Source organism: Pseudomonas oryzae (genome assembly GCF_900104805.1).
Taxonomy (GTDB): Bacteria; Pseudomonadota; Gammaproteobacteria; order Pseudomonadales; family Pseudomonadaceae; genus Geopseudomonas; species Geopseudomonas oryzae.
In genome coordinates this window covers 315,123-328,453 of the sequence record NZ_LT629751.1, presented here as the reverse complement: position 1 = coordinate 328,453, position 13,331 = coordinate 315,123, and the positions used below count along the sequence as shown (strand labels likewise).

Here is a 13,331-nt window from a genome sequence, read left to right as displayed (position 1 = left end):
CGCAGGCGGAAGGTGACAGCGCCGGGCAACCCCGGCGCCTTCGGGAGATGAAGCCAAGAGTGCCTGCTGACGGCCTCTGGCTCAAGGCTGGCAGCTGGCCGCCAGCTGGTACGCGGTGTACTTGCGGATGTTGATCACCCCGCTGTCGAGGATCAGGTACTGGCCCTTGATGCCGAGCAGGGTGCCCTCGACCAGCGGGTTCTTGTCCAGGTCGAAGGTGGCGATCTTGCTCGGGTAGGCCTCGACCGGGTAGCGGATCGTCACCACCTCCGCGTCGGCCAGCGGCTGGATGGCCTGCAGGCCGAAGCGCTGCTGCAGGGCCTCGAGGCCTTCGCGACAAGTATCGAACAACTGTTCGCGCACCGCCGGCAGGTCGACCGGCGCGGCGTCGCCCTTGAGCAGCGCGCGCCAGTTGGTCTTGTCCGCCACCTGGCTGCGCAACAGGTCCTCGACCAGTCCGGACTGCTGGCGGGTCGCCACGCGCAGGATCGGCAGCGCCTGGCTGGCGCCCTGGTCGAGCCAGCGGGTCGGCAGCTGGGTGGCGCGGGTGATGCCGACCTTCACCCCGGAGGAGTTGGCCAGGTAGACCACGTGGTCGGTCATGCAGAACTGCTCGCCCCAGCTCGGCTCGCGGCAGGTACCGGCGTCGTAGTGGCACTTCTCCGGGCTGACGATGCAGCTGTCGCACTGCGCCAGCCGGGTCATGCACGGATAGCAGTAGCCCTGGGCGTAGCTCTTCCTGGTACGTCGGCCGCAGTGGCTGCAGTGGATGGCACCGAGGAACTCCAGGCGCAGGGTCTTGCCGAGCAGCGGATTGACCGCCACCTCGGCGTCGTCCAGGCGCAGGGCGTACTGCACCGGGTTGTCCAGGCGCACCGCCATCTTGGTCAGCGCGCCGCGTCCGAGCTCGATCATCAGTGCAGGGTGTCCGAGCTCTTGAACAGGATGTTCGGCACTTCGAAGGACTTCGACTTGCACTCCTGCGGGCCCATGTAGCCGGTGCGCTCTTCCTCGGGCAGGTTCTTGATCTCCCAGGCGATCATCGCCTGCAGGCTGAGCTCCTTCTGCTCCTGGGTCAGCTTGCGGCCGTCCGGCCACTTGCCGATCTCCACGGCGAGCTTGAGGCTCTGGTAGATCTCGGGGGTGATGTTCTCGATCATTTCGGCGAAGGACGTCATGGGTAGCCTCCAGGGAAAAAGAAGTGATTCTAGCGGGGCCGGATAGCAGTAGGGTGGAAAACGACCGCAGGTCTTTGCCACCGTTTGGCGCGCCCCGGCGGACAAGGCTGCGCCGTTGTCCACCCTACGGATATTTCATTCAGCCTCGCCGGCGCGCCAGCAGCCCGCCCAGCACGCCGGTGACGCAGCCGGCCAGCAGCCCGCCGACGTGGGCGGCATTGGCGATCTGGCCGAGGCCGAGCGCGTCGACCAGGCCGCTCAGGCAGACCAGCAGCCAGACCAGCATCATGCCGATCACCCCCGACGGCAGACGGTACCAGGGGTTGGGCGCCAGGCGCTGGAACAGCCAGCAGTGGCCGAGCAGGCCGTAGAGCACGCCGGACAGGCCGCCGAAGATCGCCGGCCCGCCGAACAGGTACTGGGCGAAATTGGACACCAGGCCGAACAGCAGGGTCAGCGCCAGCAGCATCAGGCTGCCCTGGCGCCATTCGATGCGCCGCCCCAGTTCCCAGAACCACAGGCTGTTCATCGCCAGGTGCAGCACGCCGAAGTGCACCAGCACCGGAGTGATCAGCCGCCACCACTGACCGGCGGCCAGGCTGTCGCCCAGCGGCAGGAACCAGGCGTAGTCGCCCTCGATGCGGAAATCGGTGAAGGTCAGCCAACTGACCAGTTGCAGGTTGTCGCCGAACCAGCTGGCCAGCGCCACGGCGAAGGTCGCCAGCAACACCAGCACGGTGACCGGCAGGCTGCGCAGGCGCGCCAGCACCTCGCCGGTGCGGCCGGCCGCCTGGGCCGGCGACGGCGGCAACTCGCTGGCGGTGATGCCGCCCGGATACTGGCCGTAGAGCTGACGGACCTGCTCGGCCAGCCTCTCGTCCGGCACCCAGAGCACCAGCTCGCCGGACTCCTCGCTGACCCGGTGCGGCACACCGAGGCGCTGCAACAGACCGACGAAAGCGCCGAGATCCTCGTCGAGCGGCAGGCGCAAGGCGGCGATCGGGCTCACGAGTCGGCCTCCATGCGCTTGACCTCGACCCAGCAGAACTTGGCCGGATCGAGGCGGGTTTCCTGATCCAGACGGTAGGCCACCAGTTTGCCGCGACGCACCGCGCTGTAGTCGAGACAGGCCAGGTTGGGGCGCAGCGGCGCCGGCGTGCCGCGGCACCAGTAGTGGCCGACGAACAGCATCGGCTCGTCGGCGCCGTAGTGCAGCAGTTCGGCCTTCTGCCGGTTGCTCAGCGGCAGGTTGGCCACCTCGTCGGGCAACGCGTCGGGCTGGAACACCAGGTCACCGTAGGTCTGCGGCGCCTCTGCCCAGAACTTGGTGCGGAACACGTTGCGCACGAAGCCGTCGTGGCTGGTCAGCGTCAGTCCCGCCGGCAACGGCATGTCGATGCCGCGCAGCAGGCGCTGGCAGCAGTGCGCGGCGAAGCTGTCGGCCTGGCCGGCCTGCTGGACGAAGGTGCGGTCGATGCGCCCGTCGGGGTAGTCGCGGCGCAGACGGGCGATCAGGCCGGCGTCCCAGCAAGCGTGCACCATGCGGAAGCGCCCGGCGTCGACGAACATCGGCAGGCGGTAGAACCAGGCGAGGAAGTCGTGCCAGTCGCCCGGATGGCCCTCGAACTGGTCGAGGGTCTCGCGGATCAGCCGCTCGTGGCGCGGGTTGTGCTCGCGGGCGAACTCCTGGCCGCTGCCGGGCAGCGCCGGGGTGGTCCAGCCCAGGGCGTACCACTCGTGGTTGCCCATCAGGCACAGCGCCTCGCCGGCCTCGACCATGTCGTGCACCAGGTGCAGCGCCTCGCGGATGTGCGGGCCGCGGTCGACGATGTCGCCGAGGAACAGCGCCATGCGCTCGCGGTGGCGCCAGACGCCGTCCCGGCGGCTGTAGCCGAGGCCGGACAATAAGCGTTCGAGGGCCCGCGCGCAGCCGTGCACGTCGCCGATCAGGTCGTAGCCGCGTGCCGGATCGAGCAGCACTAGTCGTGCCCCCCGCCGAGGCGACTGCCCCAGCCCAGCTTGGTCCGGCAGACCTCGTAGTAGTTGTGTCCCAGCGGGTGGATCAGCTGCAGCTTCTGCGCCTTCTTGCGGATGGTCAGGGTATCGCCGGGGGCGCAGGTGAAGTGGTTCTGGCCGTCGCAGGAGACCAGCGGGTAGATCTGCATGTCGCTGGCCACCACGACCTTCAGCTCGCTGTTGCCGTCGACCACGATCGGCCGGCTGGACAGGGTGTGCGGGTACATCGGCACGATGACGATGGCGTCCAGCTTGGGATGCATGATCGGGCCGCCGGCCGACAGTGCGTAGGCGGTGGAGCCGGTGGGAGTGGAAACGATCAGGCCGTCGGCCTTCTGGCTGCAGACGAACTGGCCGTCGATGAACAGCTCGAACTCGATCATCCGCGTCGACTTGCCGGGGTGTAGCACCACGTCGTTGAGCGCGTCGCTCTGGCCGATCGCCTCCTCGCCGCGGCGCACCAGCGCCTCGAGCAGGAAGCGGCTCTCCATCAGGTAGCGGCCGGCCAGCACCTCGCCGACCTTGACCTCCAGCTCGTCGGGGCGGATGTCGGTGAGAAAGCCCAGGCTGCCGCGGTTGATGCCCAGCACCGGGGTGCCGTGACGGGCCATGGCGCGCGCCGCGCCGAGCAGGCTGCCGTCACCGCCGACCACGATGACCAGGTCGCAGATCTCGCCCATCAGCTTGCGCGAGCAGGTCTGCATGCCGTGGCCGGGCAGCATCTCGGCGATGGTCTCCTCGAGGATCACGTGCAGGTGACGCTCGGTCAGGTAGCGTTTCAGGCGACGAATGGTATCCAGCACATGCGAGCTGCCCATGCGCCCGATGATGCCGATGTTGCGGAATTGCTCCATGGAGATCCTGCCGGCTGCGACTGCGGAAGACCCCGATTATGGGGGATGCGCCGCGCCAGCGGCAAACCGCGACACTCGCGCCCGGCAGCGGCTATGCTCGCTGGCATGAGCCCGTTCGCCGATCTTGTCGACCTGCCCCGTCGCCTGCGCCACCCCGCGGTGCGCGACCTGGCCTGGACCCTGCTCAGCCCGCCGCTGCTGGCGCACGTGGACGGCGAGCGGCCACGCCATCCGCTGCGCGCCAGTGCCTGGGCGGCCAGCCCGAAGCGCCTGGAACGCTGGCTGCACGAGCTGGACCGCGGGCCACAGACGCTGCTCGAGCAGCTGTCGGCGCTCCGCGGCAACCGCCTGGGCCGCTACTACGAACAGCTCTGGCAGTTCGCCCTGAATGCGGCGCCGGACGTCCGCCTGCTGGCCGCCAACCTGACGATCCGCGAGCATGGCCACACCCTCGGCGAGCTGGACCTGCTGGTGGAGGACGACGAGGGACTGCAGCACATCGAGCTGGCGGTGAAGTTCTACCTCGGTCCCAGCCAGAACGACGGCCTGCAGGCGGCCAACTGGCTCGGCCCGGGACGCCTCGACCGCCTCGACCTCAAGCTGGAGCGTCTGCTGCAGCACCAGCTGCGCCTGACCCGCCTGCCCGCGGCCCGCGAGCCGCTGCGGCGGCTGAGCACGCGCAGCGCCAGCGCCAGCCTGTGGCTGGGCGGCTACCTGTTCTATCCGTGGCCGGAGGGCTGCACCGCCCCCGTCGGAACCGACGACGATCACCTGCGAGGCCTGTGGCTGCGGCGCAGCGACTGGCCCGCCTGGCAGGCCAGCCATCCCGGATGCTGGCAACCGCTGCAACGCATGAGCTGGCTGGCGCCGGCGAGCTGCCCGGCCGGCGACTGCTGGAGCAGTGCCAGCTTCGCCAGCTGGCTCGACGAACTGCCCGCTGATGCCGCTCCGCGCATGCTGGTGCAGTTGGCTGCCTACGGGCGCGACGACTGGCAGGAGGTGGCCCGGGTGTTCCTGGTCGACGACCACTGGCCGCAGACGCTGCTGGGGCGCTGAGTTCAGCCCGCGCGATACAGCTGCAGCAGCCGCGCCTGCAGCGCCCGCCGCCCCTGCAGGCCGCCGCTGTGCACGGCGACGATGCGGCTGCCTGGGGCGATCTCGCCCCGCTCCAGCGTCTCGCGCAATGCCAGCAGCAGCTTGCCGGTGTACAACGGCTCGAGCGGTACGCCGGTCTCGTCCTCGAAGTCGAGGAGCAGACGCGCCAGCTCGCCATCCAGACGGGCGAAGCCGCCGCGGCTGGCATCCAGCAGGCGGTAGCCGGTATCCGCCGCCAGCCCGCAGTCGGTGAGCAGGCGCGCCAGCTGCGCCGCCACGCCATGATCCGCCGGCACCGCCAGGGCGCCGACCACCGGATGGCGACCGGCCTCGCCGAGCACCAGACCGGCCAGGGTGGTACCGCTGCCAACGGCGGCCCACAGCTGGTGGTAATCGGGCCAGCCCAGTCCGGCCAGCCCGCGCTCGATCATCCCCACCAGGCTGGCGCAGGAATGCACCGCCGCCTGGCCGAGGCCACCCTCGGCCACCGGCAGCCAGCCCGGGTAACGCTCGCGCCAGGGCATCCAGAAATCCGCCCGGTGCCGCTCGCGGTAACCGCCATAGCCCAGCCAGTGCAGATGCATGCCGAAGGCGCGCAGGTCACGGACGGTCGGCGTATCCACTTCGTGGCCACGCAGCAGCCCGGCGGTGGCGAAACCGAAACGTGCGCCAGCAGCGGCCAGCGCATGCAGATGATTGGAGTGGGCACCGCCCAGGCTGATCAGCCCGGGCGCCTCAAGGCGCCTTGCCTCGGCGATATGGGGGGCGAGCTTGTACCACTTGTTGCCGCTGATCAGCGGATCGATCCGATCGAGGCGCAGCAGTGCCAGCTCGACACCGGCCCGTTGCAGCCAGCGGCAGGAAACCGACTGCAGCGCTGCGGACGGCAGCCAGGCCGGCGCGTCAGGCACCGCTGGTGCGCTGGCGGACACTGGCGCGGTGACGGCTGCAGCAGTCCGACTCGCCGAGGATGAAGCGGCTGGGTGACTCGACCCGGTCGATCGGCATGCCGCAGCGATTGCCGCTGGACAGCGTGGCGACACAACTCGGCTGCTGGTAGTGCTCCAGCCACTGACGGTACTGCGCCTCGGTGACGAAGCACTTGGCGGCGACATAGGCCATGGGGCTCTGCCGATAGGCGGCGATGTCCTGCAGGGGAATGGTCAGGTGGCCGGCTCCCGGATGATAGGCGACGAACACCACGCCCTGCTCAGCCAGTTGCTCGAGGATCTGCCCACCGCCCTCGCAGGCCAAGCGATCGCGCTCCTCGGCCAGACGCCCCAACTCGGCGCGCAGTTGCGCCTCCTGCTGGGCCTGACTCGCCAGTTGGGCATCCTGCCGGCTCAGGCGCTCCTGATACTCGAGCACGGCCGCGTTGATGCGCGCCCTGGCCTCCTGCTCGAACTGGACGCGCAGGCCCTCGAGTTCGCTGCGCCCGTCGTGCGCGGCCTGCAGCTGCAGGTTCAACTCCTCGCGCGCCGTCTGGAAACTTTCGGCCTGCGCGGTCAGTCGCGCCTTGAGCGAATCGTTGCGCTGGGTCTGCGTGGCCAGCGCCTGCTCCAGCTGTTGCAGACGCTGCTGAAGCTCCTGCTCGCGCTGCTCACCCTGCAGACGCAGGCGAGCCAGTTCCTCCTCGTGCTGCTGGGTCAGGCTGGTGATGCGCAGACGCTGCTGCTTGAGCAGTTGGGCAGCCTTGGCACGCTCCTCCTGCTCGTTCTGCTCGACCTTGCGCGCCTCCTCTGAACGGATCAGCTCGAGGTCGTCAGGCTGCATGTACCACTTGTGCTCGGATGCCACCTTCAGCTTGCCGAAGTCCGGCACCTGCGGCGCATCCTCCTCGACCAGCACCCCGAGATTGTTGCGCTTGACGGCATCGCGAATCAGCAGCAGATCGTTCTGCGCCGGCGACAGGTTGGGGTCCCACAGATGCATCTGGTGCCAGGACACCGGGCACTGGCTGCGACAGGCCAGCCGCACCGGACCGGCGCCCAGATCCGGGCCACTGCCACTGCGCTCGGACAGGTGGCGCAAGGGGATGTTCCAGCCGCGATCGGCCTCGCCCTTGTCGCCGAAGTCGAGATAGAAGAACACGGCCGCCTTGACCAGCAGACGCGGATTGATCACCACGAAGGCCGCACGCATCTGCTGATCGGCGAACTCCGGCAGGTCGACCACTCCATCCAGCAGCGCTTCGAACTCTGGATAGAGCATTTCCTTGCAGATGCCGCGCTCGTTGAAGAACATCACGGCTTCTACCATCTGTGGTTTTTTCTGCAGGCTCATTCTCGTCCCTCGCACAGGCACCCAATCCCCCGCTTCCTGCAAGCGGAATCGGGTGTCCCAATTTCCGGCGCACTCACCCTGCCTGTCGCCGAGTTTTTCCAGGCCAGAGTCTAGGAGAAAACCCCTGCCAGGCAATGTGAAGAGGTTGGCAGGCTCCCGGCAGGCTCGCCGCCACCAGCCGGCAGCAGCCGTCGAAGTGTGACCTGGTAGCCCTCAACGGAAGCCCGGGAACGCCTGCCGATCGACGCTCCGAAACGATGGCGGCGTCTTGCACAGGGTAGCGAAGACACAAATGAAACAGCCCAATGGCTGTGCACATTGGGCTGTTCGGGAAAACGGGATCCGCCGCTGGCGGATTGGCATTACAGCTCGGTGGCGTCGTCCGCCGGCTCCGGCAGGTCGCGCTCGGCAGCGCGCAGGTCCAGTAACTCTTCCTGATAGTCGTCCATGGTGAATCCTCTTGCTTGTCTGATGTTCTCGATGTCTTCTGACTTCGAGTATCAGCCTAAAGATCCCGCATGACGAAAAAATGAATGTTGCATAAAGTAAAAAGCCCCTCGAGATCGCTCTCGAGGGGCTTTCTGTATGGCGCAGCGGACGGGACTCGAACCCGCGACCCCCGGCGTGACAGGCCGGTATTCTAACCGACTGAACTACCGCTGCGTGTCGGCTGGACTTGCGTCCGGTACAACTTTGTAAAACGTCTGATCGAAGAGCGGTGTGGCTTCCGCGATCTCGAATCTGCTCAAGGGCAGATCCGGAAAATATGGCGCAGCGGACGGGACTCGAACCCGCGACCCCCGGCGTGACAGGCCGGTATTCTAACCGACTGAACTACCGCTGCGCGTCGGCCGGACTTGCGTCCGAATACTTCAAGTTTCGCAAGATTTGGTGGCTGATGACGGGATCGAACCGCCGACCCCCTGCGTGTGATGCAGGTGCTCTCCCAGCTGAGCTAATCAGCCATTCGCCTTGCGACGGGGGCGAACTTTACGCAGGTCGCGACGCTAAGTCAACAGCCCACAAGGATTTTTTTCATTTTCCCGTTTGTCCGAGGTACTCACGGCTGATAGATCATGCGCCGGGTCATGCCGCCATCGACGATGAACTCCTGGCCGGTGATGAAGCCGGCCTGCGGCGACAGCAACCAGGCGACCTGGGCGGCGACGTCCTCCACCGTCCCCACCCTTCCGGCGGGGTGCTGGGCATGATCGACGGCGCGCAACGGGTTGGCGCGCTGCTCGGACGGGTCGCGGGCGTCGATCCAGCCGGGGCTGACGGCGTTGACGCGCACCTCAGGAGCGAGGCTGAGCGCCAGCGCATGGGTCAGCGCCAGCAGTCCGCCCTTGCTCGCCGCATAGGCTTCGCTATCGGGCTCCGACTGATGGGCGCGGGTCGAGGCGATGTTGACGATCGCCCCGCCGCTGGCGCGCAGGTAGGGCGCGCAATGCTTGGCCAGAAGCATCGCGCCGGTCAGGTTGACTGCCAGCATGCGATTCCAGTCCGCCAGATCGAAACCCTCCAGCGGCGGATTGTGCGGCTGGGCCAGGGCGGCGTTGCTCACCAACGCATCGAGGCGACCGAACTGGCCGAGCACCTCGGCGACCCGCAGCGCCACCTGCGCCTCGTCGGCAACATCGAGCTGCACGAACCAGGCCTGGTCGCCCAGCGCCTGGGCGACCCGCGTCCCGCGCCGCCGGTCGAGATCGGCGAGCACCACCTGCCAGCCTTCGGCGATCAGCCAGGCAGCGATGCCCATGCCGATACCGCGCGCAGCACCGGTGACCAGTGCCACCGGACGCATGCCATCCGCCCGCAACGCCATCAGAGCGCCGCCAGACCGCGAGCCAGATCGGCCTTGATGTCTTCGAGCTCCTCCAGACCGACCGCCACGCGGATCAGGCTGTCGCTGATCCCCGCCGCGGCACGCGCCTCGGGCGTCAGGCGGCCATGGGAAGTGCTGGCCGGATGGGCGATGGTGGTCTTGGTGTCGCCCAGATTGGTGGTGATCGAGATCATCCGGGTGTTGTCGATCACCCGCCAGGCAGCCGCCTTGCCACCCTTGACCTCGAAGCTGACCACCGCGCCGAAACCACTCTGCTGGTGCCTGGCCAGCTCGTGCTGCGGGTGGCTGGGCAGGCCGGCGTAGTAGACCCGCGCCACCTGCGGCTGCTGCTCCAGCCACTCGGCCAGCGCCTGAGCACTGGCGCAGTGGGCGAGCATGCGCACCTTGAGGGTTTCCAGACCCTTGAGGAACAGCCAAGCATTGAACGGGCTGAGGGTGGGCCCGGCGGTACGCAGGAAACCGACCACCTCCTGCATCAGCTTGCTGCTGCCGGCAACCACGCCGCCCAGGCAGCGGCCCTGACCGTCGATGTACTTGGTCGCCGAATGGATGACGATGTCGGCACCGAGCTTGAGCGGCTGCTGCAGGACCGGAGTGCAGAAGCAGTTGTCCACCGCCAGCAGCGCGCCATGCCGGTGCGCCACCTCGGCCAGCGCGGCGATGTCGACCAGTTCGGCCAGCGGGTTGGACGGCGACTCGACGATGAACAGCCGGGTGTTGGACTTGCAGGCCACCGCCCAGGCGTCGAGGTCGGCCAGCGGCGGGTAGTCCACCTCGATGCCGAAGCGCTTGAAGTACTTGTCGAACAGACTGATGGTCGAGCCGAACACGCTGCGCGAGACCAGCACGTGGTCGCCGGCGCTGCACAGGCTCATCACCATGGCGAGGATCGCGCCCATGCCGGAGGCGGCGGCGACCGCCTGCTCGGCGCCTTCCAGAGCGGCGATACGCTCCTCGAAGGTGCGCACGGTGGGGTTGGTGTAACGGGAATAGACGTTGCCGGGCTGCTCGCCGGCGAAGCGCGCAGCGGCGTCGGCGGCGCTGCGGAACACGTAGCTGGAGGTCATGAACAGGGCTTCGCCGTGCTCGCCTTCCGGGGTCCGCTGCTGCCCGGCGCGTACCGCCAGGGTATCGAACCCGGCGCCTTGCAGATCGCTGTCCAGTCGCCCGGCCTGCCATTCTTGCGTCATTTAAGCCTTCTCCTCGGCGCGGCAGGAACGGGCTTTCAGACGGGCCGGCTCTGCCGCCGGTTGTGCGGAGAGCGGTATCGGCCAGCCGATACCGCTCCCTGCGTCTCAGTTGTTGTGCAGATCGATGATCGCGCTGGCGGCACCCTGCTTGGCCTTGGCCAGGTCGTTGCGCGCCTGCTCGATGCGATTCAGGTAGGCCTCGTTGACGTCGCCGGTGACGTAGTTGCCGTCGAACACCGCGCTGTCGAACTGGGCGATCTTGATCTTGCCGCCACCGACCGCGTCCTTCAGGTCGTCGAGGTCCTGGTAGACCAGCCAGTCGGCGCCGATCAGCTCGGCCACCTCTTCGGTGCTGCGGCCGTGGGCGATCAGCTCGTGAGCGCTCGGCATGTCGATGCCGTAGACGTTGGGATAGCGTACCGCCGGGGCGGCGGAGCAGAAGTACACCTTCTTCGCGCCGGCCTCGCGGGCCATCTGGATGATCTGCTTGCAGGTGGTGCCGCGGACGATGGAGTCGTCGACCAGCATCACGTTCTTGCCGCGGAACTCCAGATCGATGGCGTTGAGCTTCTGGCGCACCGACTTCTTGCGTGCCGCCTGGCCGGGCATGATGAATGTGCGGCCGATGTAGCGATTCTTGACGAAGCCTTCGCGGAACTTGACGCCCAGCTTGTTCGCCAGCTCCAGCGCGGAGGTGCGGCTGGTGTCGGGGATCGGGATGATCACGTCGATGTCGTGGCCGGGACGCTCGCGCTGGATCTTCTCGGCCAGCTTCTCGCCCATGCGCAGACGCGCTTTGTACACCGAAACGCCGTCCATGATCGAATCCGGGCGGGCCAGGTAGACGTGCTCGAAGATGCACGGGGTGAGCTGCGGATTCTCCGCACACTGGCGAGTCAGCAGCTGGCCTTCGGGGGTGATGTAGATCGCCTCGCCCGGCGCCAGGTCGCGGATCAGGGTGAAGCCGAGCACGTCGAGTGCCACACTTTCCGAAGCGATCATGTACTCGACGCCTTCGTCGGTGTGACGCTGGCCGAACACGATCGGGCGGATGCCATGCGGATCACGGAAACCGACGATGCCGTAACCAGTGATCATCGCCACCACCGCATAACCGCCGCGGCAGCGCTGATGCACGCCGGCGACCGCGGCGAAGATGTCGTCCGCGCTCGGCTGCAGCTTGTTGCGCACCGCCAGCTCGTGGGCGAACACGTTGAGCAGCACTTCCGAGTCGGAGTTGGTGTTGATATGGCGCAGGTCGGATTCGTAGATCTCGCGCGACAGCTGCTCGACGTTGGTCAGGTTGCCGTTGTGCGCCAGGGTGATGCCGTACGGCGAGTTGACGTAGAACGGCTGCGCCTCGGCCGAGCTGGAGCTGCCTGCCGTCGGGTAGCGCACGTGGCCGATACCGATGTTGCCGACCAGGCGCTGCATGTGCCGAGTGTGGAACACGTCGCGCACCAGGCCGTTGTCCTTGCGCAGGAACAGCCGCCCCTCGTGGCTGGTCACGATGCCGGCAGCATCCTGGCCGCGGTGTTGAAGGACGGTAAGCGCGTCGTACAGCGCCTGATTGACGTTCGACTTACCGACGATACCAACGATGCCACACATGCGACACAACCCCTAAAAAGTCAGGCTAGAGCGGAAAGCCGACGCGACCTGGCAGGCCGGCGGCTGCAGACGACTGCTGGAAGAACCCGAGCACCAGGTTCTTCGACCAGTCGGCGATCATCAAAAAATCGGGCAGCAGCACCGACTGCTGCCACCAGGGATCCTGCTGCACCGGTGCCAGGCTGAGCAGTCCGACCGCAATCACCACCAGCAGCGCGCCCCGGGCCACGCCGAAGATCATGCCGAGCAACCGGTCGGTGCCGCTGAGCCCGGTGGCCTGCACCAGCATGCCGAGCAGATGGGTCAGCAGGGCACCGACCATCAGGGTCAGCACGAACAGGATCGCACAGGCCGCGATCACCCGCGCCGAAGGCAGCTCGATGTAGGGCGTCAGGTGCGCCGCCAGGGCGCCGCCGTACAGCCAGGCCACGGCCCCGGCCACGATCCAGATCAGCAGCGACAGCGCCTCGCGGACGAAGCCGCGCGTCAGGCTGATCAACCCGGAAACCGCGATCAGCGCAATGATGGCCCAGTCGACCCAGTTGAATGACACAATCCTGCTCACTGGCAAATTGCGGAAAATAGAACGCGAATTCTAGCAGAGTGCCGGGTGGCGAGTCAGCCCGCCGCGCTCAGCGGCTCTCGGGCTGGAAGCGCACCACGATCGGGCTGAGCTTGTACTGGCGGGCGATCTGCGCACTGACCCGCTCCGCCTCGCCACGCTCGATCAGCGGCCCGACGAAGACCCGGCTCATGCCCTCCACCGAGCGGATGTAGGCGTTGTATCCCTGCTTGCGCAGGCGGCCCTGCAGCTCCTCGGCGCGCGCGCGACTGGACAGGCTGGCCAGCTGCACAGTCCAGCTGAGCGGCAGGCCTTCGACATCCAGACGACCGGCCCCCACAGGCGTCGCCTGCGGCTCGGCGGCCTGGACTGGTGTCGGCTGCGACTGCTGCAGTGCCTGGACTGCAGGCTGATCGGACGGCGCACCGGCCACGGTCGGAGCTGCGTCCTCGACTGCCGAGTCGGCCGACTCGGCCGGCATGGCTGCCACCTGCGGCTCGGGCACTACGACCGGTTCTGCCGGCAATGGCATCACCGGCGGGATGGCCGGCATCGGCGGCGCCTCGACCTGCACCGGGCGCTGCTCGTCCTGACGCTGGAACAGCATCGGCAGGAACACCACCACTAGGGCCAGCAGCACGGCGGCACCGACGATGCGTTGCTTGAGTCTTCGATCCAGCAGGGCCATCGCGGGAT

13 protein-coding genes and 3 tRNA genes are annotated in these 13,331 nt (G+C 67.5%); 1 reads left to right on the top strand and 15 read right to left on the bottom strand.

Annotation, left to right across the window (positions count from 1 at the left end):
* Window positions 1-81: 81 nt before the first annotated feature.
* From BLT78_RS01675 to BLT78_RS01655, 5 genes are all read right to left on the bottom strand, one after another.
* Window positions 82-915 carry a DUF2797 domain-containing protein gene (locus BLT78_RS01675; RefSeq protein ID WP_090347313.1) on the bottom strand — a complete coding sequence of 278 codons (834 nt, stop codon included), beginning with the start codon at window positions 913-915 and terminating at the stop codon, window positions 82-84.
* On the bottom strand, window positions 915-1,178 hold the full coding sequence (locus tag BLT78_RS01670) for a YeaC family protein (protein ID WP_090347312.1): 264 nt from the start codon (window positions 1,176-1,178) through the stop codon (window positions 915-917). Before BLT78_RS01670 ends, BLT78_RS01675 begins: the two co-directional genes overlap by 1 nt.
* Window positions 1,179-1,317: 139 nt before the next feature.
* Window positions 1,318-2,187, bottom strand: coding sequence for a rhomboid family intramembrane serine protease (locus tag BLT78_RS01665; RefSeq protein WP_090347311.1), 870 nt, complete (start codon window positions 2,185-2,187; stop codon window positions 1,318-1,320).
* A complete protein-coding gene (locus tag BLT78_RS01660; RefSeq protein ID WP_090352084.1) occupies window positions 2,184-3,155 on the bottom strand; it encodes a metallophosphoesterase in 972 nt (323 codons plus the stop codon). Before BLT78_RS01660 ends, BLT78_RS01665 begins: the two co-directional genes overlap by 4 nt.
* A 2-nt stretch (window positions 3,156-3,157) precedes the next feature.
* Window positions 3,158-4,048, bottom strand: coding sequence for an NAD(+) kinase (locus BLT78_RS01655; RefSeq protein ID WP_090347310.1), 891 nt, complete (start codon window positions 4,046-4,048; stop codon window positions 3,158-3,160).
* 93 nt (window positions 4,049-4,141) lie between these two features.
* Here BLT78_RS01655 and BLT78_RS01650 point away from each other — a divergent pair, with 93 nt between their 5' ends.
* A complete protein-coding gene (locus tag BLT78_RS01650) occupies window positions 4,142-5,104 on the top strand; it encodes a DUF1853 family protein (protein WP_231975675.1) in 963 nt (320 codons plus the stop codon).
* A gap of 2 nt (window positions 5,105-5,106) precedes the next feature.
* On the opposite strand, the gene BLT78_RS01645 is transcribed toward BLT78_RS01650, so the two are convergent.
* From BLT78_RS01645 to BLT78_RS01605, 10 genes are all read right to left on the bottom strand, one after another.
* A complete protein-coding gene (locus tag BLT78_RS01645; RefSeq protein WP_408003101.1) occupies window positions 5,107-6,018 on the bottom strand; it encodes a 1-aminocyclopropane-1-carboxylate deaminase/D-cysteine desulfhydrase in 912 nt (303 codons plus the stop codon).
* Between the two features lie 28 nt (window positions 6,019-6,046).
* Window positions 6,047-7,426, bottom strand: a complete 1,380-nt coding sequence (locus tag BLT78_RS21615; protein ID WP_231975673.1) for a chromosome partitioning protein ParA — start codon at window positions 7,424-7,426, stop codon at window positions 6,047-6,049.
* A 586-nt stretch (window positions 7,427-8,012) separates the two neighbouring features.
* A tRNA-Asp gene (locus BLT78_RS01640) sits at window positions 8,013-8,089 on the bottom strand.
* A gap of 104 nt (window positions 8,090-8,193) precedes the next feature.
* A tRNA-Asp gene (locus BLT78_RS01635) sits at window positions 8,194-8,270 on the bottom strand.
* Window positions 8,271-8,315: 45 nt separating this feature from the next.
* Window positions 8,316-8,391 (bottom strand) — tRNA-Val (locus BLT78_RS01630).
* Between the two features lie 95 nt (window positions 8,392-8,486).
* Complete coding sequence (locus BLT78_RS01625; protein ID WP_090347308.1) at window positions 8,487-9,251, bottom strand: SDR family oxidoreductase; 765 nt, start codon at window positions 9,249-9,251, stop codon at window positions 8,487-8,489.
* Window positions 9,251-10,462: an O-succinylhomoserine sulfhydrylase gene (locus tag BLT78_RS01620; RefSeq protein WP_090347307.1), complete on the bottom strand. Its 1,212-nt coding sequence runs from the start codon at window positions 10,460-10,462 to the stop codon at window positions 9,251-9,253. The genes BLT78_RS01625 and BLT78_RS01620 overlap by 1 nt, the downstream gene beginning before the upstream one ends.
* Window positions 10,463-10,567: 105 nt before the next feature.
* The gene (gene purF, locus BLT78_RS01615; protein WP_090347306.1) at window positions 10,568-12,073 is read right to left on the bottom strand and encodes an amidophosphoribosyltransferase; all 1,506 of its coding nucleotides are present in this window, start codon (window positions 12,071-12,073) and stop codon (window positions 10,568-10,570) included.
* 25 nt (window positions 12,074-12,098) lie between these two features.
* The gene (locus BLT78_RS01610) at window positions 12,099-12,626 is read right to left on the bottom strand and encodes a CvpA family protein (RefSeq protein ID WP_090347305.1); all 528 of its coding nucleotides are present in this window, start codon (window positions 12,624-12,626) and stop codon (window positions 12,099-12,101) included.
* 79 nt (window positions 12,627-12,705) lie between these two features.
* Window positions 12,706-13,323 (bottom strand): SPOR domain-containing protein, encoded by a 618-nt coding sequence (locus BLT78_RS01605; RefSeq protein WP_090347304.1) that lies wholly within the window; start codon window positions 13,321-13,323, stop codon window positions 12,706-12,708.
* Between the last annotated feature and the right edge of the window lie 8 nt (window positions 13,324-13,331).

Coding starts and splice junctions, on each gene's coding strand:
- BLT78_RS01675 (WP_090347313.1), bottom strand. CDS start 915: ATGATCGAGCTCGGACGCGGCGCGCTGACCAAGATGGCGGTGCGCCTG.
- BLT78_RS01670 (WP_090347312.1), bottom strand. CDS start 1,178: ATGACGTCCTTCGCCGAAATGATCGAGAACATCACCCCCGAGATCTAC.
- BLT78_RS01655 (WP_090347310.1), bottom strand. CDS start 4,048: ATGGAGCAATTCCGCAACATCGGCATCATCGGGCGCATGGGCAGCTCG.
- BLT78_RS01650 (WP_231975675.1), top strand. CDS start 4,142: ATGCTCGCTGGCATGAGCCCGTTCGCCGATCTTGTCGACCTGCCCCGT.
- BLT78_RS21615 (WP_231975673.1), bottom strand. CDS start 7,426: ATGAGCCTGCAGAAAAAACCACAGATGGTAGAAGCCGTGATGTTCTTC.
- BLT78_RS01625 (WP_090347308.1), bottom strand. CDS start 9,251: ATGGCGTTGCGGGCGGATGGCATGCGTCCGGTGGCACTGGTCACCGGT.
- BLT78_RS01620 (WP_090347307.1), bottom strand. CDS start 10,462: ATGACGCAAGAATGGCAGGCCGGGCGACTGGACAGCGATCTGCAAGGC.
- purF (WP_090347306.1), bottom strand. CDS start 12,073: ATGTGTGGCATCGTTGGTATCGTCGGTAAGTCGAACGTCAATCAGGCG.
- BLT78_RS01605 (WP_090347304.1), bottom strand. CDS start 13,323: ATGGCCCTGCTGGATCGAAGACTCAAGCAACGCATCGTCGGTGCCGCC.